26 protein-coding genes and 3 pseudogenes are annotated in these 26,500 nt (G+C 66.7%); 12 read left to right on the top strand and 17 right to left on the bottom strand.

Annotated features, from left to right (window positions below; all coding sequences use genetic code 11):
• The first annotated feature begins 130 nt into the window (after positions 1–130).
• The gene (locus tag ACFZDC_RS37510) at positions 131–1,408 is read left to right on the top strand and encodes an ankyrin repeat domain-containing protein (protein ID WP_391330975.1); all 1,278 of its coding nucleotides are present in this window, start codon (positions 131–133) and stop codon (positions 1,406–1,408) included.
• 480 nt (positions 1,409–1,888) lie between these two features.
• On the opposite strand, the pseudogene ACFZDC_RS37515 reads toward ACFZDC_RS37510, so the two are convergent.
• The 4 genes and pseudogenes from ACFZDC_RS37515 to ACFZDC_RS37530 all read right to left on the bottom strand — a co-directional run.
• Positions 1,889–2,272: pseudogene (locus tag ACFZDC_RS37515) on the bottom strand (sigma-70 family RNA polymerase sigma factor); the annotation flags it as partial.
• Between the two features lie 30 nt (positions 2,273–2,302).
• Positions 2,303–3,547 (bottom strand): RNA-guided endonuclease TnpB family protein, encoded by a 1,245-nt coding sequence (locus tag ACFZDC_RS37520; protein WP_391331095.1) that lies wholly within the window; start codon positions 3,545–3,547, stop codon positions 2,303–2,305.
• Between the two features lie 770 nt (positions 3,548–4,317).
• Positions 4,318–4,827, bottom strand: a complete 510-nt coding sequence (locus tag ACFZDC_RS37525) for a hypothetical protein (RefSeq protein WP_391330977.1) — start codon at positions 4,825–4,827, stop codon at positions 4,318–4,320.
• A 242-nt stretch (positions 4,828–5,069) separates the two neighbouring features.
• A complete protein-coding gene (locus tag ACFZDC_RS37530; RefSeq protein WP_391330979.1) occupies positions 5,070–5,867 on the bottom strand; it encodes a hypothetical protein in 798 nt (265 codons plus the stop codon).
• A gap of 205 nt (positions 5,868–6,072) precedes the next feature.
• On the opposite strand from ACFZDC_RS37530, the gene ACFZDC_RS37535 reads away from it, so the two are divergent.
• Complete coding sequence (locus ACFZDC_RS37535) at positions 6,073–6,798, top strand: MerR family transcriptional regulator (RefSeq protein WP_391330981.1); 726 nt, start codon at positions 6,073–6,075, stop codon at positions 6,796–6,798.
• 83 nt (positions 6,799–6,881) lie between these two features.
• Here the strand turns inward: ACFZDC_RS37535 and ACFZDC_RS37540 are convergent, their stop codons facing one another.
• Together ACFZDC_RS37540 and ACFZDC_RS37545 are read right to left on the bottom strand one after the other, a co-directional pair.
• A complete protein-coding gene (locus ACFZDC_RS37540) occupies positions 6,882–7,535 on the bottom strand; it encodes a hypothetical protein (RefSeq protein ID WP_391330983.1) in 654 nt (217 codons plus the stop codon).
• The gene (locus tag ACFZDC_RS37545) at positions 7,532–8,152 is read right to left on the bottom strand and encodes a hypothetical protein (protein WP_391331097.1); all 621 of its coding nucleotides are present in this window, start codon (positions 8,150–8,152) and stop codon (positions 7,532–7,534) included. The genes ACFZDC_RS37540 and ACFZDC_RS37545 overlap by 4 nt, the downstream gene beginning before the upstream one ends.
• Before the next feature lie 107 nt (positions 8,153–8,259).
• Between ACFZDC_RS37545 and ACFZDC_RS37550 the strand changes: the two genes are divergently transcribed.
• The 3 genes from ACFZDC_RS37550 (at position 8,260) to ACFZDC_RS37560 (ending at position 9,414) form a co-directional block, all read left to right on the top strand.
• Positions 8,260–8,475: a hypothetical protein gene (locus ACFZDC_RS37550; protein ID WP_391330985.1), complete on the top strand. Its 216-nt coding sequence runs from the start codon at positions 8,260–8,262 to the stop codon at positions 8,473–8,475.
• A gap of 247 nt (positions 8,476–8,722) precedes the next feature.
• Positions 8,723–9,001: a hypothetical protein gene (locus ACFZDC_RS37555; RefSeq protein ID WP_391330987.1), complete on the top strand. Its 279-nt coding sequence runs from the start codon at positions 8,723–8,725 to the stop codon at positions 8,999–9,001.
• Entirely contained in the window at positions 8,998–9,414 is a 417-nt protein-coding gene (locus tag ACFZDC_RS37560) for a hypothetical protein (RefSeq protein ID WP_391330989.1), read from the top strand. Before ACFZDC_RS37555 ends, ACFZDC_RS37560 begins: the two co-directional genes overlap by 4 nt.
• A gap of 120 nt (positions 9,415–9,534) precedes the next feature.
• Here ACFZDC_RS37560 and ACFZDC_RS37565 read toward each other — a convergent pair whose 3' ends face one another.
• The gene (locus tag ACFZDC_RS37565) at positions 9,535–10,251 is read right to left on the bottom strand and encodes a TetR/AcrR family transcriptional regulator C-terminal domain-containing protein (RefSeq protein ID WP_391330991.1); all 717 of its coding nucleotides are present in this window, start codon (positions 10,249–10,251) and stop codon (positions 9,535–9,537) included.
• Positions 10,252–10,432: 181 nt separating this feature from the next.
• Here ACFZDC_RS37565 and ACFZDC_RS37570 point away from each other — a divergent pair, with 181 nt between their 5' ends.
• Entirely contained in the window at positions 10,433–12,037 is a 1,605-nt protein-coding gene (locus ACFZDC_RS37570) for a CocE/NonD family hydrolase (protein ID WP_391330993.1), read from the top strand.
• Positions 12,038–12,192: 155 nt separating this feature from the next.
• Here ACFZDC_RS37570 and ACFZDC_RS37575 read toward each other — a convergent pair.
• The 4 genes and pseudogenes from ACFZDC_RS37575 to ACFZDC_RS37590 all read right to left on the bottom strand — a co-directional run.
• Positions 12,193–12,342, bottom strand: a pseudogene (locus ACFZDC_RS37575) (AAA family ATPase); the annotation flags it as partial.
• A gap of 323 nt (positions 12,343–12,665) precedes the next feature.
• The gene (locus ACFZDC_RS37580) at positions 12,666–12,932 is read right to left on the bottom strand and encodes a hypothetical protein (RefSeq protein ID WP_391330995.1); all 267 of its coding nucleotides are present in this window, start codon (positions 12,930–12,932) and stop codon (positions 12,666–12,668) included.
• 25 nt (positions 12,933–12,957) lie between these two features.
• Positions 12,958–14,034: a hypothetical protein gene (locus ACFZDC_RS37585; protein ID WP_391330997.1), complete on the bottom strand. Its 1,077-nt coding sequence runs from the start codon at positions 14,032–14,034 to the stop codon at positions 12,958–12,960.
• Between the two features lie 328 nt (positions 14,035–14,362).
• Complete coding sequence (locus ACFZDC_RS37590) at positions 14,363–14,623, bottom strand: hypothetical protein (RefSeq protein ID WP_391330999.1); 261 nt, start codon at positions 14,621–14,623, stop codon at positions 14,363–14,365.
• A gap of 1,527 nt (positions 14,624–16,150) precedes the next feature.
• Here ACFZDC_RS37590 and ACFZDC_RS37595 point away from each other — a divergent pair.
• The 6 genes and pseudogenes from ACFZDC_RS37595 to ACFZDC_RS37620 all read left to right on the top strand — a co-directional run bounded on the left by ACFZDC_RS37595 (position 16,151) and on the right by ACFZDC_RS37620 (position 23,412).
• On the top strand, positions 16,151–16,459 hold the full coding sequence (locus tag ACFZDC_RS37595; RefSeq protein ID WP_391331001.1) for a hypothetical protein: 309 nt from the start codon (positions 16,151–16,153) through the stop codon (positions 16,457–16,459).
• On the top strand, positions 16,460–17,137 hold the full coding sequence (locus tag ACFZDC_RS37600; protein ID WP_391331003.1) for a hypothetical protein: 678 nt from the start codon (positions 16,460–16,462) through the stop codon (positions 17,135–17,137).
• Positions 17,137–21,846 carry a putative T7SS-secreted protein gene (locus ACFZDC_RS37605; protein WP_391331005.1) on the top strand — a complete coding sequence of 1,570 codons (4,710 nt, stop codon included), beginning with the start codon at positions 17,137–17,139 and terminating at the stop codon, positions 21,844–21,846. The genes ACFZDC_RS37600 and ACFZDC_RS37605 overlap by 1 nt, the downstream gene beginning before the upstream one ends.
• Entirely contained in the window at positions 21,846–22,127 is a 282-nt protein-coding gene (locus tag ACFZDC_RS37610; protein ID WP_391331007.1) for a hypothetical protein, read from the top strand. The genes ACFZDC_RS37605 and ACFZDC_RS37610 overlap by 1 nt, the downstream gene beginning before the upstream one ends.
• Positions 22,128–22,963: 836 nt before the next feature.
• Positions 22,964–23,092 (top strand): annotated as a pseudogene (locus ACFZDC_RS37615) (IS256 family transposase); the annotation flags it as partial.
• A gap of 5 nt (positions 23,093–23,097) precedes the next feature.
• Positions 23,098–23,412, top strand: a complete 315-nt coding sequence (locus tag ACFZDC_RS37620) for a hypothetical protein (RefSeq protein ID WP_391331009.1) — start codon at positions 23,098–23,100, stop codon at positions 23,410–23,412.
• On the opposite strand, the gene ACFZDC_RS37625 is transcribed toward ACFZDC_RS37620, so the two are convergent.
• The 6 genes from ACFZDC_RS37625 to ACFZDC_RS37650 form a co-directional block, all read right to left on the bottom strand.
• On the bottom strand, positions 23,381–23,707 hold the full coding sequence (locus ACFZDC_RS37625) for a DUF1048 domain-containing protein (RefSeq protein WP_391331011.1): 327 nt from the start codon (positions 23,705–23,707) through the stop codon (positions 23,381–23,383). The genes ACFZDC_RS37620 and ACFZDC_RS37625 overlap by 32 nt on opposite strands.
• A gap of 1 nt (position 23,708) precedes the next feature.
• Complete coding sequence (locus ACFZDC_RS37630; protein ID WP_391331012.1) at positions 23,709–24,065, bottom strand: DUF1048 domain-containing protein; 357 nt, start codon at positions 24,063–24,065, stop codon at positions 23,709–23,711.
• On the bottom strand, positions 24,062–24,388 hold the full coding sequence (locus tag ACFZDC_RS37635; RefSeq protein ID WP_391331014.1) for a helix-turn-helix transcriptional regulator: 327 nt from the start codon (positions 24,386–24,388) through the stop codon (positions 24,062–24,064). The genes ACFZDC_RS37630 and ACFZDC_RS37635 overlap by 4 nt, the downstream gene beginning before the upstream one ends.
• Positions 24,389–24,570: 182 nt before the next feature.
• Positions 24,571–24,771, bottom strand: a complete 201-nt coding sequence (locus ACFZDC_RS37640) for a hypothetical protein (protein ID WP_391331016.1) — start codon at positions 24,769–24,771, stop codon at positions 24,571–24,573.
• Positions 24,772–24,990: 219 nt separating this feature from the next.
• Positions 24,991–25,344 carry an ASCH domain-containing protein gene (locus tag ACFZDC_RS37645; protein ID WP_391331018.1) on the bottom strand — a complete coding sequence of 118 codons (354 nt, stop codon included), beginning with the start codon at positions 25,342–25,344 and terminating at the stop codon, positions 24,991–24,993.
• Positions 25,341–26,462, bottom strand: a complete 1,122-nt coding sequence (locus ACFZDC_RS37650; protein WP_391331100.1) for a hypothetical protein — start codon at positions 26,460–26,462, stop codon at positions 25,341–25,343. The genes ACFZDC_RS37645 and ACFZDC_RS37650 overlap by 4 nt, the downstream gene beginning before the upstream one ends.
• Positions 26,463–26,500 lie beyond the last annotated feature (38 nt).

Raw genomic sequence — 26,500 nt, forward strand, 5'->3', positions numbered from 1 at the left:
AGAGTGCGGTCACGAGGGTGTCCAGGTTCGTCGTCACAAACGATCATGGACACCCTCTCCTCGCGCCCGCAGGCATTTGGAAAGACTCGTCTAGACCTCACGAGCTGCGGGAACGCGACGGGGGAGAGCCATGGGTACGGGTACGAGTTCGAGCGGCGCAGTAGACGGCGAGTCTCCCTTGATAGCCGCGGTTCGTGTCGCTGACACCGACCTGGTGAAAAGGCTTCTTTTGGAGGGCAGCGACCCCGACGTGCGCGACGCCCACGGAACGCCCGTGTTCTGGCTGGCCGTCCGGACCTACTCCGCACCCATCGTCCAACTGCTGCTCGAGCACGGCGCCGATCCCGAGCGGTGCGGGCCGGACGGTCCGCTCCCGTTGCGCGCAGCGGTCGACTGGGGGTCGCCAGCGTTGGTCGAGATGCTCCTGCATGACAGGGTGCGGGGACGGTACCGCAAGTCCGAGCTGCTGGACATGCGGGACCCTGCGCGTCACTGGCACGAGACGGGGATCGAAGTCGAGCTGCGCCGTCGCACAGGGGCCGAAAATGCCGTCGGCCGTACCCGGGTCCAGGACGACGAGTTCAACAGCGTCGACGAGTGCTCCCTCGGCGGGATGACGGTACGGGACGGGCATGCGGCGATCCTCACGCGCCTGGAGGAACTGCTCGGCATCCGCGTCTCCTTCGAGGAACTGATGGACCGCACGTTGGCCCACCCCGACCAGGACCACACCGCGTGGGGAAGTGCCACCATCCTGCCGGCCCACCGACGCGACAAGGAGACCTGGACGGCTGCCGCGACACTGCGCACACATCCCGACCCGTTCCGCCGATTGTTCGGTGCCGAGGTCCTACGACTGACCCATCTGTTCGACGGCAGCGACGAGGACGCGTTCACCGGCCCGGCCCTGGACATCTTCACCGACTGGTCGGCCAAGGAGACGGATCTCGCCGTGCTCACCGAGGTGCTGGTCGCGCTCGGAGAACACCCCGGCCCCCGCGCGGAGGCAGCGCTCCTGCCACACGCCGGCCACCGCGACGCCCGAGTACGGCAGGCGGTAGCCCAGGGGTTCAGCACCTGGTCCTCACCACCTGTCTTCTCCGACGCCGTCCGCAAGGCGCTGCTGGAGCTGATCACCGACCCGGAGGCAGCGGTACGGCAGTACGCCTGCCTCACGGTCGCCGAGGGCAAGGACCGGGACCCCGTATTCACCAATGCCCTGGCCGCTCTGCTGGACGACGCGGACCGCCGGGTCCAGACCATCGCCGTATACGGGCTCGCCCTCCACGACGACGAACGGTGCGTGGAAGGGGCACGCCGCCTTGGCCCGCCGCAACCCGACTACCCGGGCGAGGATCGCTACCTCGGCGCGGCGTGGCGCTATGAATGGCGCCGCGGCGGCCAGTGACGCCCTCGCGCTGCGCACCTTGATCCGCCTGGAGGTCGCCAGGCCGCCAGGCGACGCCGAGCCACTGCCCCTGTGGCTGTGGTCCTCCCGCACCAGCCCGACGGCCGCCGAGGTGGGTCTGTGGTGGCAGGCTTCCTCCGCCTCTTCAACCGGGAGCACACGTTCCGGCAGGCTGAAGCTATTACGGCGTAATAGGCTGGGACGCCTCCGACAGACGAGCAGCTCGGCCCCTACGCCGTAATTGCCCGTCTTACGACAGTAGTTCAGCGCACATGACCCCTCCGTTCCCAGTCGAGTCAGGGCGCCTGCCCTAGCTGCCTCGACCCGACGAGACACCAACCGTCAGCAAACCGAAGGCACTCCGGCCGATGAGCCCTCGTGTCTCACAATGACCGAGTCGCCAGGCGCCAGTCCCGGTCAGGCACAGCGCCGCGCCCTCAGATCGGTTGAGGCAAGACACCCCACGTTGGTTCGTGACGATCAAGGAGTGGCGGCGAGGGACGCCAGGAGAGGGTCACAGGCAAGGCGCTGGCGCGCTTGGTGAAGGTGGACCCGTACGGTGCTGGGAGTGATCCGCAGCTGCTGCGCGATGTAGGCGGTCGGGGTGCCGAGGGCCCACAGCCAGGTCACATGTCGCATGCGGTGGGGAAGCCGGTCGACAGCTTCCGCCAGCGCCGCGTTGCGCAAGCTGTCGATGCCGATGTCTTCCGGACTTCGCTCGGTATCGCCGCTGTCCAAGAGGTTGCCCGACGTCACTTCGAGCCTGAAGCGGGCTGAGGCGAAGTGGTCTGCGACGAGATTGCGGGCGATCGTGACCAGCCAAGCCCCGAAGTCCCGTCCCCGCCAGGTGAACGTGTCCAGGTGCTGGAGGGCGCGGTTGACGTGCTCCCTGGCCTAAAGTCCAGGGATTGCGGCCTGGGTCGTCCGACTCTTCCGAGGGCTTCCTGCTTCACCGCGCTGCGCGGGCACGTGTGCCCGTCTTACCGGCACTCCACAGGCGTTTGGCGTCTCCGCCCGTCCGGCGACGACGATACGGCGTCCTTCGAAGAGGACGTTGCGTGCTGCGTTGTGGTCGCGGTCGTGCACGGTGGCGCACTCGCCGCACGTCCACTCGCGGATGTGCAGGGGCTTGGGTCCGTCCCGGAACCCGCAGGCCGAGCAGACCTGTGAGGACGGGAAAGCGCGGTCCACCTTGACGAAGGTGCGGCCGTGCCTGACTGCCTTGTACTCCAGCATGCCGACGAACGCGGACCATCCCGCGTCGTGCACGGACTTGGCGAGCCGGGTGCGGCCGAGGCCGGACACCGCGAGGTCTTCCACGTACACCGCTTGGTTGTCGCGAATGATCTGTGTGGAAGCCTTGTGATGCCAGTCCCGGCGCCGGTCCGCCACCTTGGCGTACTGGCGTGCGACCTTGATACGGGCCTTGGCCCGGTTCTTCGATCCCTTGGCCTTGCGGGACAGCTCCCGCTGAAGGCGTCTGAGTTTCTTCTCCGCCCGGCGCAGGAAGCGGGGGCTGTCGATCTTTCGGCCGTCCGAGAGGACGGCGAAGGCGGACAGGCCGAGGTCGATACCGGTTTCCGCTTCCACCTCGGGCAGGACGTCCGGCTCGGTGTCCACGACGAAGCTGAGGAAGTACCGGCCGGAGCTGTCCTTGGTGACGGTCAAAGACGTGGGAGCGGACGGAAGCCGACGCGACCACTTCACCTTGAGACTGCCGATCTTGGCCACGTACACCGTGCCGTTGTCCTGAAGGGAGAAGGCGTTGGTGTTGAGGCGGATCGACTGCCGGGTGTCCTTCTTCGATTTGTACCGGGGCGGGCCTACCTTGCAGCCCTGCCGCTTGCCCCTGGCCGAGTCGAAGAAGTTTTTGTAGGCGGTGTCCAGGTCCCGCAGAGACTGTTGCAGGACGACCGCCGACACGTCGGTGAGCCAGGCGCGTTCCTCGGTGCGCTTGGCCTGGGTGATGCGAAGCCGGGACAACTCGGCCGACTTCACGTACGGCAGTCCGGCCGCGTGCGCTTCCTTCCGGTCGCGCAGGCAGTCGTTCCACACCACGCGGGCGCACCCGAACGCACGTGCCAGAGCACGGCGTTGGGAGGCATCCGGGTAGGCCCGGTAGTTGTAGCGGAGCCGCACACCCAAGATCCTACTTCTCCGCATCGTGCGGCGGAGCACCGTTGTCACCCTGCCAAGGGCAGTTTGTGCCAAGCACCGAGCACGAGGGACGCCCCAACTATTACGCCGTAATAGACCGCGGGACAGGACGGCACCGAGTCAAGACACCCTGGCCGAGTGGGAGAGTGAGACGACCCGGGCTATTACGCCGTAATAGCCAGACGTCGCAAAGCAGACCCTTGGGGGTGACTCTGACACCTCGATGTTTCCACCGGGACACCGGCTGTGCCTCCCTATGGAACCGTTTGCGCCAGCCCCAGCGGGCTGTGGAACGCGGACCGTAAGGCACACGCTGAGACGCGGCCCGGGCCGCGGAGGTCGCCGCGTGTCGGCGCCACCGCGCTGCCCGCGCGTAGAGGCCTCCAGCGGGCACCTTCATGGCGGGGGACCGTCACCGCTGAAGACGCAAGGCCGCCCCGCAAGAAGCGACACCCTTTCACATGAACGCCCCTCAGTATCACTTGTCCGTCAGTGAAAGGGCGGGCAATGCTCACCGGCATTGGACCCGTCGGCGTGCGGCCCTTGGAAGATCTAGCTGCAGCAGGCGACGAACATGGTCCGGCGGTCTGCGAGCGGTTGACCGAGACCTTCGAAGATCACGCTCTTGCTTGCGGCTTCAGTGAATGGTCATGTCCGAGAGTCGTGGTTCGGGCTCACCTTCTGTGATGCACGCACGCTGAGCGACAGATGCGGGGTAGAAGACGAACCACCCCGGTGCCGCATGCCGACAGTCAGCCCTCGGGCTCGTGCGCTTTTCTCTTGCTCAGGAGCTGCTTCGCGGCCTCGATCGCTTCCCTGTTGAGTTCCTCAACGGAGACGCACCACGTTTCGTTCCAGCCGTCCAGGTTGTGCGCGCAGTGGACCAGTGGCTCCAGGTCTTCGGGAAACCCAAGGTCATATGCTATGTCTGTCCAGATGAGGTGCGTCCCGGTCGCAGGATCGAGCGATCCATCGGCGATCTGTTCAGCTACCCAGTAGGCCATAGCCCATTTTGCGGCTCGTGGGTCATCCGGCGGGCGGAAGATCAGCCCTAGTTCCTTCAGCACTTGATCGAAGAGTCCAGGGGCTTCGGCCTCTTCACTCCGCAGGAGTCCGGCTAGCATGGCGAGCGAAGGACTGTCGACGCCGGCGACCAGCGCGTCCAGCCCTGCCTGGATCAGTCGGTCGGACCCTACGCGTCTACCGAATGCCCTCTCCCGCGCCATGTGGCTGAGTTGCTTGAGGGCGTCATCCTGGTTCATCGTGGGCCTCTTCGTCGGCAGCTGGAGCAAGCTACTTCGATGAGGATGCAGGATCCAGCCTGACGCCGACTCCGGCATGGACATCAGGACTTCAACCGCCAGCTCTGTCTGGCACAGCAGGGGTGGGTTCGAGGCACTCGCTGGGGCTTCCGGAACAGCCCCGACATAGGGGAGTTGAAGGAACCTGGTCGGCCGGACGCCGCGACCCGAGTCGGGTCAGTGCCAACCACGACGGCCTTCAGTCACCGGCGGAGCAACTCTGCCGCAGCTGCGTAAGCCGACCTCGCTTCATCAGTAGCGCACACCGCTTGCGGGCTATGGCGACTAAGCATTCGCAGGACGCGTACCAGAGCCTCTACATAGGTCCCGAGGCTCACCATCTGTGTTGCTGTCGTGCAGTGGGGGAGTACCGCTTCGATCTGCTCCAGCCAGAACTCCACGTCCTCGTCCTCTACCAGTTCGTTGCGGCAGTCAAGGAGTCGCTGAGCCACTGGCACAAGTAGCTCGTGGCGTCGGGCCGCTTCTTCCTCAGCCCGACGCGTTGCCATAGCCCGGGCTTCAATCCTGCGCTCGGCCTCAAGGACAGCTTCAGGCGTACGTCGAACCGCCGGCTCCCCTTGAGCTACGAGCGCAGCAGCACGCAGTCGGGTCGCCTTGTTGTACGCCGCGCTCGGTGTCTTCACAGCAAGGGCGGGCATCAAGTCCCCCCACTCTGCACCTGCCGACCGTGCATCGGCGACAGCCCTGGCCTGGTGGATGTCCGTCTGTTCACGCACGTACTGCCAAAGACACACGCGTTTGATTGCCGCATCGCGCCGCGCCTGGTCGTCCTTGACAGCCCCTGCCTGCCTCTCCAGATAGAGGAGAGCCCGGAAGAGCTCTTCATCGTCCGGCATCCTGTCAATTGACGGGTCCTCGGCATCTTCATGTAGTTGGCGCAGCTCGCCTACAACCGCTGCTGCGTCGAGGTTGCCGACCCGAAGGGGCGTTCTGAGCAGGGGTTTTGTGGGCGGAACCGACTTGCGGGTACGTCGTGGCATGCCACCGATTCTGTCTTCCGAGGAGCGTTTCACATAATGTGAAACGGCTCTGGGCTTCCGGATGTCTCATGTGGCGATGTCTCGTCACGGACGGCTCGCTTGTGGGCACTGCAACTGGGCCGATGAGCCCCGAGTTTTCGCTGCCCCGGCCGCCAAGTCGCTTCTTGACCCTCACACCGTGTCAGGCGGTCAGCTCGGAGACATCATGTTCACTATCGGAGACTTCGCCCGGCACGGCCGCGTCTCGGTCCGGATGCTGCGTCACTACGACGCGACCGGACTGCTGCGCCCGGCTTACGTCGACCCCGCCAGCGGCTATGGCTCCTACACCGCTACTCAGCTCTCCCGTCTCAACCGGATCATCGCGCTCAAGGACCTCGGATTCACTCTCCCGCAGGTCCAGGACATCGTGGATGAGAAGGTCAGCCTCGAGGAACTGCGCGGCATGCTGCGGCTGCGGCGAGCCGAACTGGAGACCGCAATGGCTGCCGCGGGAGCACGGCTGGTCCAGGTCGAGGCGAGGCTCCGAGCGATCGAGAGTGAGGGGCACATGCCCACGAACGACGTCGTCATCAAGAGCGTCCCTTCCGTCCGGGTGGCGGAGCTGACCGCAATCGCCGCGAGTTTCGAGCCCGAGGACATCGGCCCGGTCATCGGGCCGCTCTACGACGAGCTGTTCCGGTGCCTGGCGGCGGCAGGTATCACTCCCACGGGCCCCGGTGTCGCCTACTACGAGGACGCCCCGGAGGGCGGCGGCAGGATCAGCGTCCACGCCGCCGTCCAGGTCTCCGCCCCTCTCCAGGACGGCGCCTTCCGGATCCTCGGCCTGCCGTCCCTTAATCAGGCGGCGACCATCGTGCACCGCGGTTCGATGGACACCGTGCTCCCGACCGCCCAGGTCCTGGCCCGCTGGATCGACACCCACGGCTAATGGCTGCGGCGGTCCGCGCACGGGTTCCGGCGAAGCTGGCGGGATCTGATTTTCCGAGCGTTCGCCGTGCCGCATCTAACTGGCTAGTCCGCAGGCCAATGCGGGTTCGGAGTGCCGTCATCGCTCATGTGCGCCCGCTGGCAGATCCCGTTCCAGTTGAACGGGGTCTCCGGCACGAAGCGGTGCCGCTGCCCGCACGGACATGGCGCCAGTACCCACGCGCACCCACGGCACAGCTCGACCCAGCCGTGCCCGGTCGAGCTCAGCACCCGCGGTCCTTCATCCCCGCAAGCCGGGCAGCCGGGCGGCTCGGCACCGTCCAGAATCGCGTTCTGCCGCCGGACGTACTCGGACAGTCGCAGCGACGGATGGCGAAACGGGTCTTGGTACCAGACGCGGTCCGGGCCGTCCCACCTGCTCCGCAGCCACCACGGTCGCGGGTCTGGTACAGCCCGCCGCCCAGCCCGCTTCTCCGCCCGGCGTTGCGCGGCGTACTCCTCCGCCCTCGCGAGCCACAGCACCCGCGCCTCATGCAATTCCTCCACCGCCCGCACCAGCGCGTCCGGGTCCGCCTCCAGCCGCCGGGGGATCGCGGCGCTGAGCGTGAGGTGGTGGTACGTCGCCCGGAAGCCATACGGCGCAAAGAGGGTGATGCAGGTCCGCAACGCGCTGTGCCGGCGGCGGAGGGGTGGGCGGGCGTCGTGCACGTGCGCTCGGTGGGTCAGGAAGCTGGTCATGGTGTGGGCGCCAGGTCCAGTGTCCGTGCCAGGGCGGCAGTGACGGCGGCAGCGTGGGCCGGCAGGTGTTGTTCAGCCCAGGTCCCGGCAAGGCTGAGGAAGTCCTGCAAATCCTGCTGGGCGCCGGCGACGAGCCTGCGTACCTGGTCTACCGACAGCTCGATCACCGGGCTGCCGTCCGTCCCGTGGGCGTCGAGCGCCAGCCGGACAATGTCGCCAAGACGTTCGGTCATCGAGGACGGATCGTGGCCGAAGTAGGAGCAGCCAGTGCCGTCGAGTACCTCCAGCCAGTCCCGCCAGGTCTCCAGGCCGTTGCAGCAGCCCGGCTCGACGAAGACGGTGTCGGTGGCGTTGTCGGTCACCCGGAAGCCGCCGGCGGCGAACAAGTCAGGCATGGTGAGCAACCCGTGCAGGAATGTGCCGAGCGGGTCGGTCGGGCACGGCCCGTGCACCTCCTCCGGCTCGAAGTCGTTGCAGTCAGCGATCCGCATAACCGCCGTGCCGACCTCCGCCGGAGTCAGCTCCCCGTTCAGCACGAGGTAGCCATATGACTCGTGCTCGCCCACCGGCCAGAGCGCGAAGTCGTCGGCAACGGAGATCTCCAGAACGGCTTGCATCACAATCACATGGGGATGATGCCGGACCCACTGCTACACCGCCACGGGCTTTCAGCTGCGGCATCGGGCTCGGAGCGGGCCCAGGCCGGGTCGTCGGCTTCGAGGCGATGCGCAACCGGACCGAGGACTTCATCGAATGGGCCTCCGACCTCGCGGTGGGCCTGAACCGTCCCCACGAAGTCATCCCTGACGATCCCTTCGGGGCACTCGGCGTGGCGCGCTTCCGCCGGTCGCTGGCCTGGCACATCGCGCGCAGACCGGGCGGGCTGGTGGCCCAGGCTATCCAGTACGGGCACATGCGCACCGCAATGAGTGCCGGCTAGCCCACGGCCGCGGCGGCATCCACGAGCTGCTCGACATCGAAACCGCCCGGGCTACCGCCGACACCCTCACCGCCCTCCACGACGACCTCGCCGCCGGAACCGGGATCTCAGGGCTGGCCGCCCGGCGAGCGATCCACGCCGCGGCCCAGGCCCCTGCCTTCGCCGCTCTATCCGCACGCACCGCCAGGCCCGGGACATCCTGGGCAACCCTGCCCTGACCGTCTACGACAACCCGCACTCGTTCCTGATGTGCGTCTACAACCGCGACCGCGCCTTGTGTCACCGCCTCGATGTCACCGACGCCCCCAGCCTCGACCGCTGCCAGCCGTCGTGTGCGAACATCGCACGCACCGACCGCCACGCCGACGAACTCGTGCAGCGCGCACAGATGTTGGAGAAGCAGGCCGCCTCGGAGGCTGTGCCCCGCCCGCTCGCCGACCGGCTCACCCGACGTGCCGACCATCTCCGCGATCTCGCCGACCGCCACAACAACGATCGCATCCGCTCCCAGGAGCCGACCCCATGAGCCCCGTCGCAGACGAGCGCGACCGCATCCGTGCCGCGATGGACCGCATCCTGCGCGGCACACCCGAACGCTCCAACGGCGCCCTGACGATCGTCGCCCTTGCCGTCGAAGCCGGTGTCCCGCGCAACGCACTCACCCAGCGGCATACCGACCTGAAGAATGAGTTCTACGACAAGGTCCGCGCCCGGGGTGGCACTCCGGACAGTGAGAGGCGCCTGCGCGAGCAGATCCGCCGGCTGATGGAACTGCGAGCCGCTGACGCCGAGGAGCTCGCCCAGTTCAAAGCCGACGCCGAGGCACTGGTCGGTGCCCTACACCAGGCCACGATGGAGAACCTTCACCTTGGCCAGCAGCTCGCCGACCGCCATGCTGTGATCCGCGCGCTGCCCACGCAGGCCCCACTCGGTGGATAGCCGGGCTGCCGCCGAAAACGGAGCTGGCGGCAGCCCTCGTAGCGGCCGTGGCCGTGGACAAGCCGACGGTCTGTTCCTCGGAGGCGCCGCGGGCGGGACGCCAGTCACAGCTGTGGCGCATCAGTCAGTATCGAGGCCGTCGATCAGGCGGTTGAGGAACCGGGTGAAGGTGGCGTCAGGGGTGAGGGGACGTCCGGGGGCGGAAAGGGCTTCGGCGAGTTCCGGATGGCAGCCGTCGGCGGCGACAGCGGCAAGATAGCGGCCCTCGGCTGCGGCCCGGTCCGGTGATCGTGAGACTGCGGCCTGCGCGATCTCGTGGGCAACGTACCCGGCCACGAACGCGGTGATCTGGGCGAAGACCTCTAGCTTCGCCGCACCGTCCAGCCCGGTGGGCCGCAGGACGGCGAGTACGTGTTCCAGGAAGTTCAGCGTGTTGGGGCCCGGAACGCGGCGGGTGGACAAGGCGGCGGGCAGCCAGGGGTGGCGCAACATGTGAGCGCGCTGCAGTCGGGCCACGGTCTTCAGATCGACACGCCAGTCGCCACTGGGTGGGTTCGTGACCGTGAGCTCGCCGCTGACGTGGTCGACCATCAGTTCCAGCAGCGTCTCCTTGTCGGGGGCGTAGCTGTAGAGCGACATGACGCCCGCTCCGACCTCCGCGGCCACCCGGCGCATGGTGACCGCGTCGAGTCCTTCCGCGTCCGCCAGAGTGACGGCTGCCGCGGTGATCGCCTCCCGGCTGAAGGAGGGCCTGCGGCCCCTGCGTGGCTCGGTGGGACGCAGCCAGAGCTGTTCGGGATCGACGCTCTCGGCACCGGACTTTCCGTCGCTGGACACGGCCTCGCACTCCTTCCCCTGGTTGTTGAGGCGGCTCTTGTCAAGGTCATCCAAGCATCCTCTATTCTCGTACATCGTACGAGAATAGAGGAGGGGAACGATGTCATCACGCACGCCCGATGGCGTAGCCAGACCAGCCTGGGTGCCACCCGCCGGAAAACCGCCGCTGTCCTCCCGGATGATGAGGGCGACCTGGCGAGGCCTGCCGGCTAAACGGCACGAGGCCGGATGGGAGCCGGGACTGTTGGTGCCGGCCGCCGACGGCAGCCCGTTGATCACTGACCACTACTTCCCGCGCGCCCAGGGCGACTTCCCCACCCTCCTGGTCCGCTCGCCCTATGGCCGAGGCCTGCCGTGGTCACCCCAGTACGGCCTGCTCTTCGCCGAACAGGGCTTCCACGTGATCCTGCAGAGCTGCCGCGGCACCGGAGGTTCGGGCGGCACGTTCGATCTGTGGCGCAACGAGGCCGCCGACGGCCAGGCCACGGTGTCCTGGCTGCGCGAGCAACCCTGGTTCAACGGAACACTGGGGACCGTCGGCCCCAGCTACCTGGGCTACGTGCAATGGGGGCTCGCTTTGGACCCACCGCCAGAACTCAAGGCAATGGTGGTGCAAGTAGGGCTGCACGATCCCTACGCCCTGTTCCACGCAGACGGTGCGCTGCGCCTGGAGAACGCCCTCGCCGTGGGCGTGGGCATGAACTACCAACACCAGGGCATGGCACCGTTCCTCAAGGCGACGCTGCGCCTGCAGCGCCGCCTACGCGACGTCACCACCGCGCAGCCCCTGCGTAAGGCGTACGTGTCAGCCTTCGGCAGCGAACTGCCCTGGTTGGACGACGTGATGACACACCCGGACGCCAAAGACGCCTACTGGCACGGCGCGTCGTTGGCCGAGTCGGCGGAGCGGCTCCGCGTGCCCACGGCTTTGATCACCGGATGGCACGACGCACTGGTCGACCAGACCTTCGAGCAGTACGACCGGCTGCGCCAGGCCGGATGTGAGACCGCCCTGCTCGTCGGTCCCTGGACCCACACTTCCGCCCTGCAGCAAGGATGGCCCGAGGTATTCGCCGAAAGCCTCGCGTGGCTGCGCGCCCACCTGTACGCCGATCCCTCCGGCCTGCGTCCCACCGCGGTGCGCGTGCACATCGGCGGCGAAGACACCTGGCGGGACCTCAACGACTGGCCGCCAGCCGCAACTGCCACCTCGTGGTACCCCATCCCCGGCGGGCATCTCACCCAGCAGACACCCGCAAACTCCGCACCCGTGACGGCGTTCCGCTACGACCCGGCCGACCCCACCCCCTCCCTCGGCGGCCCACTGCTCTCCCGCACCGCCGGTCCCCGGAACAACGCCACTCTGGAGGCCCGAGACGACGTCCTGACATTCACCGGCCCACCACTGACCGAGCCCATGGACATCCTGGGCCCCGTCTCCGCACGGCTGAGCATCTCCACGGACACCGGACACGCCGATGTCTTCACCCGCCTGTGCGACGTAGACCCACAAGGCCGCTCCGTCAACATCTGCGACGGATTCAGCCGACTCCAGACGGCCGCACAGGCGCCCTCGCAGGTCACCGTGCCGATGAGCTCCACCGCCCACCGCTTGCCCGTCGGCCACCGCATACGCTGGCAGATCAGCGGAGGCGCCCACCCACGCTACGCCCGCAATCCCGGCACCGGTGAGTCGCCGGTGGACGCCACCACCTTCACACCGGTGCGCATCACGCTCCACACGCACTCGACACTGGTACTTCCCAGCAGCTCCGGGCTCGCGTAATTCGCCAGCCCTCCGGGGAACAGTCGACGAGCCGGGCCGTCCGGCCCGGCTCACTCCTCCACGCCCTCTTCGCCGTCCACGCCAACCAAGTCAGGGTGACGCAGCGGCCACCCTGGGGTCACGATTCATTTCGACACGCTGAACTTGACAGAGAAGTCGTCACTGAGCACCCCGCGCAGGGCATCGAGGGAGAGAACCTGGGAGGCCGGCCAGGTGCGGGCTAGGGTGGACTTGCCTGCGCCGGAGGCGCCGATCAGCACGATCAGCCCGTTGTCGGACAGGTTCGGGTACAGCACTGAGGTCATGCGACATCTCTTTGCGGGTTGAGGGAGCGAGCAGTCCAGTGCAGGCGCCGCCCGGTGTGGTTGGTGATCAGGGCGGCGGCCTCGTGCAGGGCGCAGGAAGTGTTGCCGTCGCGGCAGGGCTCGATCTGCTCCGCCTGGTGGGAGGGGGCAGGGAAGGGGCCGCCGGGGACATCGACGTCCTCTTGGAGCTCGCGCAGGGTCGCGGCGAGCTCGCGGGGGTCGACATCGTCAGGCGTTCAGGTTGTCTTCGACCTGCTGGACGGCGAGTTGGGCGATGCCGCTGGAGGCGGGTACGCGTTCTAACCGGGTGCGGAGAGAGCCGGTCACCGGCGTTCCTTGCGCAGGGTGATCCAGGTGGTGACCAGGGCGGCGGCGACGCCGATCGCGCGGTGGGCTGCCTGGTCCAGCTCCATCAGCGCCGTGCCGGGTCCGGAGACGTCCTGGACGGCTGTGGGGTACTCGGTGCCCTCGCCGCCGGCCTTGCGGACGACGGTGGTGTGCTTGATGTAGCCGTCCTTGCTCGCCTTCTCGGCGAGCTTGTGGACACCGTTGAGGATTGACCACCGACCACAAACAGGTCGCCTCTCCACCACCCCAGTCTGACCAGCTGGACGCTCAGAATCTCTTGCCGATGTGGAAGAGGTAGGAGTAGGCCGTCTCGGGCCGTTGAGGCCGTGTGACAGCGACACCTGCGCCTGTCGCTGCTAGGAGTGCTCCGAGGAGGTCGTCTCCGTGGGTGCCCGTCCAGGCAGCTCCGGCGAGCGTAAGGGCGGCTCCTGCGCTGCTGCGTCCGAAGGCTCCTCTGAGCGTTTTCCGTAGTTCTTTGGCCTCTTGTTCAATCCGCGTGCTTCGGTCAAGCGGGGCTGCCGCGAACTGCCTGTCAGACATCTCGTTGCCAGCGCGCACTAGTTCACGCAATCCCCGCGCGTAAGCGCGGAAGTCTGAACCGTGCTGGCTCCTGAAGTCCAAGACCTCGTCTAGTGGAACCGCAGACAGATCGGCGCCGATCTGTTGCCAGTCCGCTTTGATCACGCGCTGCGTGTTCTGGCTTCGCCTGAACTGCTCATCACCAGGCAGCATGGGCCAACTGGGTGCCTGACGGTGATCAACCATCACTGGCTGCAGAGTGATGTCGGAGGCCTGGACTTCACGATGAAGGGCTCGGCAGTAGGCCAGTAGGATCACCTTCCGGAGGTTGCGGCTTACCAACCAGAGTTTCCCGCTAATGGGGACAGCCAGGCCCTGCCGTTGCATCGCCCGTTCGAACCTCACCGCCTCAAGGACCCCGGCCCCCCAATGCCCGTCCAAGAGGGTCCCCGTCATCCGCGGCATCGCATCCGGAACTGGATCCCACGTCAGCGGAGGGAGAAGCGAGGACCGCGGGTCGGGCTGCCGCTCGAGCCACTCGGTTAGCCCGCTGGCTAAGCGGTTCGCGGCATCGGCACTCAAGTGAGCCGCAGGGTCGAGGTTGATCAGAAGCCCCTTGTCATGCAGAGGCTGGGCGAGATCAGGGCTCCGATCCAGTACGTCGGCCGCTAGATCCGTTGATAGCGAGAGAGCCACCCCGTCGAAGAACAACAGGAGGGACTTTATGTGCGCGTCATGGTTCCGCGGCCAGATCCAATCGGTCGCATAGTAGAGATAGTCCTTGGCGCCATCGCGTTGAACCCCCATGTGTTTCATCGTGCCCATGGTTGGCCCTTCGCACCAGACTTTGCGCCCGATTCACATCGGGGCCAAATACCGAAAGGGCTCTGTTGTTTCCGGTTCAACGTTTCCTTGGCTTGCTGCGGATGTTGGTGACCTTGGCGGCGTTCGTTGCGGAGGGCGAGGTGCTGGACCTGTGCCGCGGCGAGGGCGAGCTGAGTGGTCAGGTCACGGTTCCGTCGGCGGAGCTTCGCGTTGCGGGCGACGATCCTGTTGTGCTCGCTCGGACCGCTGCGCGGGGTGGCGGGGGCGGCTCGGTGGTCAGCGATCTCTCGTGCGATCTCGGGGTAACAGCGGCGGAAGGTGGTGTTGGTCAGGCCGAGGCGGCGGGCCAGCATGAGAACGCTGGGGGTGTTGGTGGATCATGCTTGGGCCGCCGTGGTTCGGCGGCTGACCTCGGTCGCGAGGCGCCCCAGTCTCCAGCGGCGACCCGCTGCCACTTGGGGGCGACGGTGATGTCGATGCCGAGGGTTCTGTCGAGGACCGCGGCCGGCAGCTCGGTGGCGAGCTGGAACAGGGCGGCCGAGCGGGTCTCCGCGAGCCGGATGCGGAGCTTGCGGAGCCGTTCGCCCATGGCCCAGGCAGTGATCGGGCGGCCGATCTGGCCTCCGAGGAAGAGCCAGGGCGAGTCTGTCCGCCGAGGACGGCATGGCTGCGCCAAACCTCGACCTGCTGGAGGGCCAGTTCAGCGACGGGTGCGGGCAGGTCCACCGGGACGGCACAGAAGCGGATGCGGACCGCTCCGTTCGTCTCCTCGATGTGGTCGACGGCGAGCCGAGAGATCGCAGTAGGCCACCGGGCATAGAGAAGCACACCCCGTATAGGGCATTCTTCCCAAAGCGGCGGTCAGTACCTCGATCGGGAGGACTGGCGGGGAGGCGTGAGGCGCCCTGCGGCCCGCTGGCGCCCGAACAGGGCGACCCGCACCCGATCACACCAGGGAAGTCGCGAACGGCGCTCCCGTGACCCTTTCTGGGCTTGACCTTTTGAGAATGTCCGCCTAAATTCCGCCCGTTTTACCCCTGTTGGCTCCGGCGAAGCGGTGAACGGTCCGGGCGGGCTACATCGACGGCTTCCACGCGGCCGTCGGGCCTTCGGATACATCACGCCTGCACTGACGGGACGCCATGCCAGCGCGCACCCACCTGTCCCGGACCCTGGCGCCGTACAGCCAGCAAAACGATCCTTTCGCGCAGCGGCCCGATTCGAGCGGGCCGACTGCAGGCGCGCTGAACAGGTCGTCGGCGGGCCTGGGTCGGCCGTCGGGGCTGACCCGCTGGCGGACGAGGCCGTGGCAACGATTTCCGCGCGGGTCGGCGAAGAGGGCGCCATCTGACTGGCGCTCAGCAGGACATCGGCTTCAAGTTGGGCCTGCTCGGTGTGCTGAGTGGAAGGAACGGTCAGCACGCGACCATCCGCAGGAAGGAAGAGGGATTCAGGGACTGTCCCACCCGCACGGGCAGAGGAGCCGCGTTTCAACCGACGGCCAACGAAGCCCGCCCCGTGCGCAGTTGGGTCCCGCAGTCGGCCGGGGGTCCCATCGGTCTTGGTAATTCCTTTGACCGCACTTGGCAGGCGAATGGTTCCAGCCGTGAACATACTCAAGTTTGATCATGAGTCAGGGCTGAAAGGCCGCCCTGCGACGGGGACTTGAAGGTGGACGAGTCAGGAACAACGCCGGGTGCACGCGGCGGCACTGACGCTGAGCAGCGAGCCGACCGGCAGGAGAACCCCGACGAGGCGGCGGCAGGTGCAGTGGCACCGGGGTCGCGTCGTTCACGGTTGAGGGACATCGCCGATCAAACGGTCATCACCGCCGCGCTGGCGGACGTCGACCCCCCAGCGGCAGTCCTCGGGATCAGCCCGGTCCGAGCGGTGGCTCACGGCTCTGAAGCGTCCACAGCCATCGCTTCGGTGGAAGGCCTCGCGGACCGGGAGCCCACTCAGCCCCCGGCCGAGCCGGTCCCTGACGAGGGTGCCGCACAAGTACAGGCCCGCCGACGCCAATTCCTCGCCCAGCTGGGCGCGTTGCGTAAATCACGGGTGCTGGTGCCGCTGGGAACGCTGCCTGGCGGCAGCGGCGGGGAAGCCCCCCCTGACGGTGGATGTCGGCGGAGTCCGCTGGATCCTCGCGTTCACCGGCGAGGCGGCGCTGGCACGGTATGCGGTGGCCCGAGGCGAAGCGGCACGGACATGGCGGTACTGGGGCCTGTGGGGTGCCGCTCTGCTGGACGAGGCCGTACCGACAGTGGCCGCGTCGGGAATGCCGTGCGGTGTGCTGGTGAACGCGGCTGACGGTGAACACGGATTGGTGCTGCCGCCGGTGGCAGGAGTGGTGCCGGAGGACGTCGCGGTGAACGGGCTGGGATCTGCCCTGTCGGCGTCCGATGCCACGGAGAAGGGGGAGTAAATGGAGGCCATTCCGAGTGCGCGCGGCGGTGCCGCCTCGGGGCACGGTCACTCCGGTGCGGGCCCGGGCGGGGCTCCCGATTTGGGTGTCGTCGGGCTCGCACTTATCGCTGACGGCATCAACAAGGCCCTTGCTGAGCTCGGCAGTCTGGGCCTCGCCGACAAGGTGGGCTGGTCGGGCGTGGGGCGCGGTTTCGACGACCTCGAGATGGACGGGATGACGATCGGCGACGAGTCCGTCGGAGCTGTCTTCCACTCGTTCTGCGAGCGTTGGCAATGGGGTGTGAGAGCCCTGGTTGACGAGGGCAACTCGTTCGCGGCAGCGGTCGGTCTCTCGGCGGGGACGATGTACCAGACGGACCAGACCGTCAAGGACTCCTTCAAGGTCGGCCTGAACTCCCTGGAGGGCAATCCGTACGCCTCCGAACAGCAGATCGAGAGCCAGAGCTGGAGTCAGCTGGCCACGCCGGCGTGGCTGCATCCGGACTACAGCGCGAAGTCGTTCCGCGACAGTGCTACCGCCTCCGAACAGGTCCTCAAGGGAATGGGACGTGATGTGGCGACCTCCGAGGTGGTTCCTGGCGTGGAGGGCGTACCGACGGTGCTCGGCATGAACCAGGACGACTACAACGCCGCGGTGAACAAATCGCTCGGCCTGAAGCAGGAGGGGCAGGGCTGATGTCGGGGTGGGGCAAGCTCGGGGGCGAGATACTGGGCGGGGGAAAGAACCTCTACGACCACGCCAAGCGTGGCACCGGGCATCTGATCGACGAGGGAGCGGACCTCACCGGCGACGCACTCGACGAGGTCGGCGCGCACGGCGCGGCACAGAAGGTGCGGCACGGCGGCGACCGGGTTGCTTCCTATCTCGGTGCGCACGTCGATGAGCGGGAATTGGGACCGGATGTCGAGCCGTCCGATCTGATCCACGGCAAGCCGTCGACGATCCGTGAGAAGGCCAAGCACCTGCTCGTGTTTGCCACGGCGTTCGCGGAGGTTGGCGTGGGCATGAAGGCCGTCGACTCAGACGGCTGGAAGGGCAAGGCCGCGGATGCCTTCCGTGAGAAGTTCGCTCTGCATCCCACCAAGTGGCTGCAGGCCGCCGCAGCCTGTCAAGATGCGGCCACGGCGCTGAACGGCTTGGCCGACACCGTCGAATGGGCGCAGGGGCAGGCGCGGGAAGCGATCCGCCTCTACAAGCAGGGCAAGTCCGCCTCGGACGCGCACAGCAAGCAGGTCGAGTCGTACAAGCTCAAGGTGGAACTGGGCAGCGACGACCCCGGGCCGCGGCCTTCCGAAAAGGACCCCGGCGAGCACACGATGCAGGAGGCACAGGATGTCCTCGACGCTGCCCGGCGACAGCGGAACAAGATCGCCGGGGAGACGGAGACCAAGCTCAAGGCCGCGCTCCAGCACGCTCCGAAGGAGCCGTCGGTCGGCCGACAGTTGAAGCTGGACGGCCTGGATTTCGCGGGAGCCCAGTACGTCGACTCGGCGCACATCCTCGCCGGTGCCGTCAAGGGCACGGCGGGCATCGTGAACTTCGCCCGAAGCCTCGACCCCATGGACCCCTACAACCTCACGCATCCGGCCGCCTTCCTGCAGAACAAGGTGCAACTGCTCGGGGGAGTGGTCTCCATGGCCACGCATCCCGATCGCGCCCTTGAATCGGCCTGGAAGTCGTTCAAGTCGGACCCGTACGAGTTCGGCGGCGAACTGCTGCCCCAGGCTGCCCTTGCCGTGGCGTCGGACGGAGCGGGAGCCGCCGAGCTCACCGAGGACGGCGTGCTCGCAGCCGACGGCGCGGAGGCGGCCGCGGGAGAAGGTGGTGTCGCCGAGACACCAGGTGCGGCCGAGAGCCACGCTCCGGGCGATGTCGAGTCCGCTGGCACGGACCCGATCAACCTCGCCACCGGCAAGATGTACCTCTCCCAGACGGATGTGACGCTCCCTGGTGCGCTGCCGTTCGCCTTCAAACGCCGGGTGGAGTCCGGCTACACATACGGTCGTTGGTTCGGCCCGTCATGGGCGAGCACAGTCGATCAGCGACTGGACATCACGTCCGCCGGCATCAGTTTCCTCCACGAGGACGGGATGCGGCTCTTCTACCCGCACCCGGCACCAGGCCTACCCGTCCTGCCGACACACGGCCCGCGTTGGCCCTTGAACCGTGAGGCGGACGGCTACACCGTCACCGACCCACAGACTCGGCAGGTGTTGCACTTCGCCGACCGGAACGAAGAACTCGCCGAGCTGGTACAGATCGACGACAACAACGGCAACTGGATCACCTTCGAGTACAACAACGCCGGAGTTCCCTCTGGAATCGTCCACAGCTCCGGATACCGCCTGCGGATCGACAGCGCCGAGGGGTTGGTCACCGGCCTGCACCTGGTCGGCGGGGGCGACGACGGGTCCGACCTCGCCTTGATCCGATACGGCTACACCCTGGGAAACCTGACCGAAGTCAGTAATTCGTCCGGGAAGCCACTCACGTTCACCTACGACGAGGCGCTGCGCATCACGTCGTGGACGGACACCAACGGGCATGCGTACGAGTACGCGTACGACGACAGAAACCGGTGCATCGCACAGGGCGGCACCCAAGGCCACATGAGCCTCCGGCTGTCCTACGGCGAGAAAGACCCGGAAACTGGACTGCACACCACGACGGCGGTCAACGGAGAGGGCGCGATACGTCAGTACTTCGTCAACGACCTGCACCAGATCGTCGCCATCACCGACCCCGCGGGGAACACCAGGCGCTTCACCCGCGACCGCTTCAACCGTCTGCTGTCCGAGACCGACGCCGTCGGCCGTACGACGTCCTACCGGTACGACGACATGGGGAACCCCACGCAGATCATCCGCCCGGACGGTCAGCGCACCATGTTCTTCTACGACGACCGGGGCCTGCTCTGCCGCGTGGTGCGCCCCGACGGCAGCACCGTCCGCCAGGAGTTCGACAACCGCGGGAACCGGACATCGGTGACCGATTCGGCGGGCGGTACGACCTCCTTCACCTACGACGCCTCCGGACATCTGACCGCACTGCGCGATCGGTACGGCCGGGTAACCGAAATACGCTGTGACGCTGCCGGTCTGCCCGTGGAGGTGCGTGATCACCAGGGCGCCGTCATGCACTACCGGCGGGACGCGCTCGGACGGGTCATATCCATCACCGACCCTCTGGGCGCGACCGGCCGGATGGAATGGACCGTCGAGGGCAGAATCACGCGCCGACTGAACCCGGACGGAACAGAGGAAACATGGACGTACGACGGTGAGGGGAACTGTCTCACTCACACGAACACCATCGGCGGCGTCACCCGTTTCGAATACGCCCAGTTCGACCTGCTGACGACTCGCGTCCAGCCCGACGGCTCACGGTACGAGTTCCAGTACGACAACGAACTCCGCCTCACCGCAGTGACCAACCCCCATGGGCAGACCTGGACCTACGAGTACGACCTGGTCGGGCGGCTGACCTGCGAAACCGACTTCGGCGGCCGGGTCACCCGGTACTCCTACAACGCGAGCGGTGACCTGATCTCCCGCGTGAACGCACTCGGGCAGGTCGTCACCTTCGAGCACAACGAACTCGGACAGGTCATTCGTAAGACCGCCGACGGCGAGGTGACAACGTACGCCTACGACTTCACCGGCCGGATCGCCCAGGCCAGCAACGACCATACAGATCTAAGCCTTCTTCGTGACCGACACGGACGTCTGATCTCCGAGCGCGTGAACGGCCGGGAGGTCGCATATCGATACGACGAGTTCGGCAGACTGGAGGCACGCACGACGCCGTCAGGCGCCGAGACCGTCTGGCAGTTCGACGCCGCCGGGCAGCCCTGCCGGCTCCTGACGGACGGGCGTGTCATCACGCTGGAGTACGACCAGGTCGGGCGCGAAGTCAATCGCCGGTTCGCCGGGTCCCTGAGTATTTCCCGCTCCTTCGACGCAATTGGCCGACTGGCGTCCCAGGCGGTAGACGGCCCTCTTGGACGTGTCCAGACACGTGCCTACGAGTACCGCGCCGACGGCAGCCTGACGAAGATCCATGACCAACTGAACGGCGATCAACTGTTCGAACTGGACCTGACGGGCAGGACCACACGGGTCAGCGGCGAGGGATGGACGGAGGCCTACTCCTACGACGCGCTCGGTAACCAGGTGTCGGCTGAGTGGTCCGCACACCCATTCGGAGACGACGGATGCGGGGAACGCGTCTACCAGGGTGCCGATCTCCTACGCGCCGGCCGGATCCGCTACCAGCACGACGCCGCCGGACGTGTCGTACTGCGCCAGAAGACCCGGCTCTCCCGCAAACCGGACACATGGCGCTACAGCTGGGATGCGGAAGACCGGCTCACCCAGGTCACCACCCCGGACGGGACGGTATGGCGGTACGAGTACGACGCTCTCGGGCGGCGCGTAGGCAAACAACGCATGGCCGAGAACGGTGTGGACGTACTGGAGCAGGTGGACTTCAGCTGGGACGGCGTCACGCTGTGCGAACAGACGACGAGTTGGGGTTCCTCGGCCGACTCGGTGACCCTGACGTGGCATCTCAACGGCGCAGAAGCGGTTGCTCAGAGCGAACGCAGGACCACGGCCGCGGCCTCGCAGAAAGAGATAGACGCCCGGTTCTTCGCCATCGTGGCCGACCTCTCGGGATCTCCCTGTGAACTGGTCGACGAGGCCGGAGAGATCGCCTGGCAGTCCCGGACCACTAACTGGGGAAAACGGTCGTGGTCCGTGCGGAGCCATGCCTACACACCGCTGCGTTTCCCGGGGCAGTATTTCGACGCCGAGACGGGCCTGAACTACAACTATTTGAGGTACTACGACCCCGAAGTGGGCCGGTACGTCAGCCTGGACCCCCTCGGGCTGGCTCCGGCGGCCAATCCCGCCACCTACGTGGACCGGCCGTCGGTGAGCTGTGATCCCCTCGGCCTCGCCCCGCAGAAGACCCTGCTCCCGCCCAAGCCGTACGAGACACCCGATCTTTCCCACTTGGTAAAGTATTTCAACCCGGAGGGAGGAATGAGCAACTGCACCTACCTCGGCGAGGCATTCGACCGATACCTTGCCGGTGAGGGCATCAAGGCCACTCCCGGAGATATTCCGTTCCAATCCCTTGATCGACTCGAGAGCGTGTATGGACGGGACTTCAAGGACACCGGGTTCTGGGACATGGTCGACCATATCCGAAATTCCGGCCACGGGGCTCGGGGCCTGGTGGCTGCGTTGCCAGAAGAGGGCCCGGCGGGCCACGTGTTCAGCATCGTGAACCACCAGGGTCGTGTGCTTTTCTGTGATGTGCAGACCGGGTTCGTCGACCCTATGGTTTACAAGACGTTCAAGCTGATGAGGACCAACTGATGTATACGATGGACCAGGCAGAGCGGCTGGCTGCGGAGGCTCTGCGCCAGAAGTTCGGCGAGTGGAGCGACCAGGTCGCGCTTTTCGGCAACGGCGAATTTGCGACGAAAATTGGCGATCTGTTCTATTTCGGTTTCCAGTCCGTGAAGTACATCGAAACCCGGGATGAGAAGTATTTCAACTACGGACCCAACTGCATTTCGGTGCACAGCGAGACCGGTGAATCCCGATTCCTTGACATTCATGAGGTTCTGGCCTTGCAGCCTTTCAAGGCGCGCTGACTCACCGAGAACACGTCGTAGCCGCAGCCCTCACGTGCCGAACTTCCGCCCGCACACATCCGGTAGGTGATACCCGGCTATCCCTCGCCCACGCCTGGGCTCGGAGCATCCCCGCCCACTGGGTTCGTTGACCTGCCACGCAGCCTCCGTCATGTCGGAGACACAGCACGTGGGCGCGGCCCGGCCGGTCCGCCGCGTTGCCGAACCTGTGCACAATGCAGTGCCGACGTTGTGCCTGGTGGCGTGCCGCCCCCTCGCGGGCCAGGGCGGTGTAACTGTTGGCGTACTCGGGCCACAGTGTCCTCCTGCACGTCGCAGGTGGGGTGGTGCGGGTATGTCGGCAGCAGGGCCAAGCAGCAGGTGACCGGCGGCGGTGAGAGGCCCTTGTGCAGGACTCGCGTGCATGAGCACCGCTCCCGAATACCCGTTCTGGACATGCCCTGCGCGTACCGGGAAGTTGGAAGGCCTGTGGTGGTCAGGTTGGCCGTCGGCCCCAGGCCCTCCACTCGCTGTAGAGAGGATCGAAGGTGACCTCGGACCACGACATGCTGTGACGTCGTTGCGCGCGCCTGGGCCGTGTCCTGCTGGAACCATGCTCGAGATCTGTGGATCCAGCCTGGGGAGCATGCGAAGGGCGTACCTTCCCGCGTGATCGACTGATGGTCATCGAGTAGGCCGGTGTTCGCAGCACCGGTCGGGAAGGCACGCCGTGCTCAGCGTAGTCACCGACGATGGCACCGTCGCCAACAGCTCCTCCCTGATCGATGAGATCGTCCGTGGTGGTGCCCGGCGGATGCTTTGCTGCCGCGTTGGAGGCCGAAGTCAACGCGTAGCGCGGTCTGTCCTCCGGCGACTTCGTGGCCGCCCTGGAGCAGTTCCTGGGGAGCACGGCCGCGCTCTCCCCGGCGACGGTCACCCGGCTCACACAGCAGTGGCAGTCCGACCACGCCGCGTTCATGGAGCGCGACACGTGCTGCCGTCGGTGCACCGCGACATCTTGGAAGTGGTGGCCGATGCACCGGGGCCGATCCGCGCCAAGCAGATCGTGCCGAGGATCGGGCTGCCGGCCCATGCCCAGCACGGCCTCCCTGCGCTTTCGGGGCTGCGCTCGCGCATCGAGGCCTTCGTCGCATGGGCCTCCAGCCTGGCGCTGCGCCTGGGACGGCACTCGTGTGCGCGTGCTGCCGACGCAGACGAGGCCATGAATCCCGCCGTGGTGGAACCGGCAGTATCGCGAACCGGTCCGACGACCGTCACTTCCTGGCCGCGCCGGGTTCCCCGCTAATGGATTCCTGGTAGGCATCCGCGTAGGTGGGAGACTCCTTGATCAGGTCGTCGCAGAAGGCGGCGACGTCGGTGCCGATGAGTTCCAAAACTCCCTTGCCCGCGGCGACGCCCTCCTCGAAGAAGTCGACGATTCCAGGGAGGAGGGGCCCGTCGGGCAGGCTGACCGGTCCGACCTTGAACAGGTACTTCTGCATCTCCTTGTAAACGATCTGGTAGTCCGGCGGGAGTGCCTTGACCCGGGTCACGTGCGCCCGCCACTGTTTCTTGCCTTCGATGATGTCCTGGATGCTCACGTCAGCCTCCCAGCCGGCTCAATTTCCTCGCGACGTTCCTGTTCAACTGCTCGCGCCACCGGTCGCGATACGTCCGAGCCCCTACTCCGCCGGCCAGCGCGGTGCAGAAGCCCCGGATGTCGTCGCCGAGCACCTCGTGGGCGCTTTGCCCGTCCGCTGCCGACACTTCGAGCAGCCCCAGGGCGGAGTCGAGGATCGGTGTCAGGTTGCGGCCGGTGAAGTCCCCGAAGGGGAAGAGGTGGGAGATGATCTGTCCCCACGCCTCCCGGTAGTCGTCCGGCAGGTCCTCGGCCCGGGCTTCGAACGCCTTCCATTCCCTGGTGAGATCGCTGCCTGTGACCTTCTCCCAGAAGTTCATCTCCAGCCCTCCTTGAGCCTGTCGATGCGTGATGAGAGGTACTGCCATTTCGCCCAGAACTTCGCGAGTTCCTCGCGTCCGGCGTCGTTGAGCGCGTAGAACTTGCGCGGCGGACCGACCCCGGATGGTCGTTTCGTCACCTGGACGAGCCCGTTCCTCTCCAGCCGCAGCAAGATGGTGTACACCGTGCCCTCGATGACGTCGGCGAAGCCGAGCTCGTTCAGCTGGCGGGTGATGGCGTACCCGTAGGTTTCCTCGCTGCCGATGATTTCGAGCACGCACCCTTCGAGCGTGCCCTTCAACATCTCCGTCAGGTCGTCCATCCCGGGTGCTCCTCAGCCCTGTCGGTACTACGTGCTACCGAGTACCGCTACACGGTATCACCGAGTAGTGGAACGGCAACGTCTCCGGTGGACACAACCCCGGGACCGATCGTTCGGCGAGGGACCGGGTTCTGTCGAACGCTGCAGCCCGGTCATCGGTTTGAGCTGATGGGTGCGTCGTTTCACGTCAACATGCTGAACTTGGCAGAGAAGGAATCCGAGACCAGGGCCCTGTAGTGGTTAAGGCTGAGGATCTGGGTGGGCCCCCAGATGCTGGCCAGGGTGGACTTGCCCGAGCCGGCCGGGCCGATGAGGACGAGGATGGAGGGGCTGCCCGCCCCGGCCCGCCCCGACTTCCCGTATGCGACCCAGGTCGACCTCACCGGTGAACCCGAAGACGAACTGTGCGCGGTGCTCGCCGAGTTGGCGGCTAAGGGCGCCTACCGCGGTGGGAACCTCTTGCTGTCCCGTCGAGCAGAACCCCGCCCGGACGTCTTCCCGGCAGTTTTTTTGGTCAGGCGCCGACAGCACCAGCCTCGGCACGTGGGCGCGGGAACTCGTCCCAGACCCGTCCGCCCAGGGGATGGGTAGGGCGTCAGTTGTCAGCTGATGAGCCCGATCCGGATGGCCAAGGCGCCGAGGGCTTCCTTCTCCGACGGGTAGATGGCCCGGATGTTGGCGAGCTGCTCGTCGCGGCTGGCTGTGGGGTTCACGTTGGTAGGTCCCTCGCCGTCGAGCAGGGCCTCGAAGTCGGGGTACTCCGTGACCCGCTTGACCTTGACCTCGCAGGTCTCGTCGGTGCCCTTGATGCGGAACCGGATGCAGTCACCGACGGCGAGGTCGGCGAGATGGGGGTATTTGACCCGCACCTCGATGGTCTTGGTGCCTGCGGCGACGAGGGCGAAGTACTGGCGGTAGAGGTTGAGTTCGTGGATGCGGCTGGCGGCGTCGGTCATGGGGCGGGAATGCTCCTGGGTGCTGGTGCGGTGATCAGGCGGCCGATCTCGGCTGCGGAGTACGAGCGGAAGAAGTGTCGGGGGTCGGACAGCAGGGTGTCGGCAGTAGCCAGCAGTTGGTCGGCGTATTCGGCGACGGTGCCGGGCCATTGCCGGGTGTCGAGCATCCAGTCGGCGGCGCCCTCGGGCAAGGGGGCACGGCCTTCGCGGATGAGGGACTTGGAGAGTTTCGCGCCGGTGTCGGTGACGACCTGGGGGCAGAACAGACGGGCGGGGAGCTGGGCGCGGGTGAGGCCGACAGCCTGGAGCGCCTCGTCGACGAGGAGGGAGCCGAAGGCCCAGTCGCCGCCTTTGACCATGACGTGCAGGGTTCCGTCGGCCGGTGCGCTAGTGAGGGCGAGTTCTTTGACGAGGTTGCGGTAGAGGGTGGCCAGGTCGAGGTAGCCACCGGTGATGGGTGTGATGGTCGTGCGGTAGGGGCCGTGATGAAGGCAGACAGCCTCGATGTCGGCCGCCTCGCGGTCGATGAGGTGCACGCGGGTTCGTTCGGCGTGCTTCTCGGCCCAGCCGCAGCCGGGATGCGGGCAGGGAATCCGTAAGTGTGGGGTGCCGGTGGACGGGGAGAGCCACCAGCGGGCCGCGTCGAGGCGGGGGAGCAGGCGCAGCCAGGTACGGCGGAAGTGCTCTCCGGCCTGCTGTTGGCTGTAGGTCACCACTCGATGCGGGATACCCAGGCGCCGGGACAGGGCGGTGAACAGGGGTTGGTAGAGGGCGGCCACGAGGTCGGTGCGCGCCTCCGCACCGAGGGTCTGGGCGTAGGCACGCTGGTAGGCGTGGCCGCTGGCCGGGTCCGCGGCCAGCTCGTACGGGGCGTTGTCGAGGACGCTGAAGACGACCTCGACGGGGATGCCGAAGCGGTCGCGCAGCCGTGCTGCCATGGCGAAGGTGAGTGACTGGACCAGTGATGTGCCGATGTGCGGGGTGCCGTTGATCTGGGTGCCGACGACCAGCACGATCCGCGTGGGTGGACTGGCCAGGATGCGTGGGGTCAGGACGTCCTCGGTGCGGAGAAGGGCGTTGGCGAGGACGGTGTTCGGTGAAACGGGGTGGGTCGTCACAGGTGTCCCCTCGCTGTCGAGGTGGAAGGCCGGGGGTG

The sequence above is a fragment of the Streptomyces sp. NPDC007905 genome (genome assembly GCF_042959345.1).
Lineage (GTDB): Bacteria > Actinomycetota > Actinomycetes > Streptomycetales > Streptomycetaceae > Streptomyces.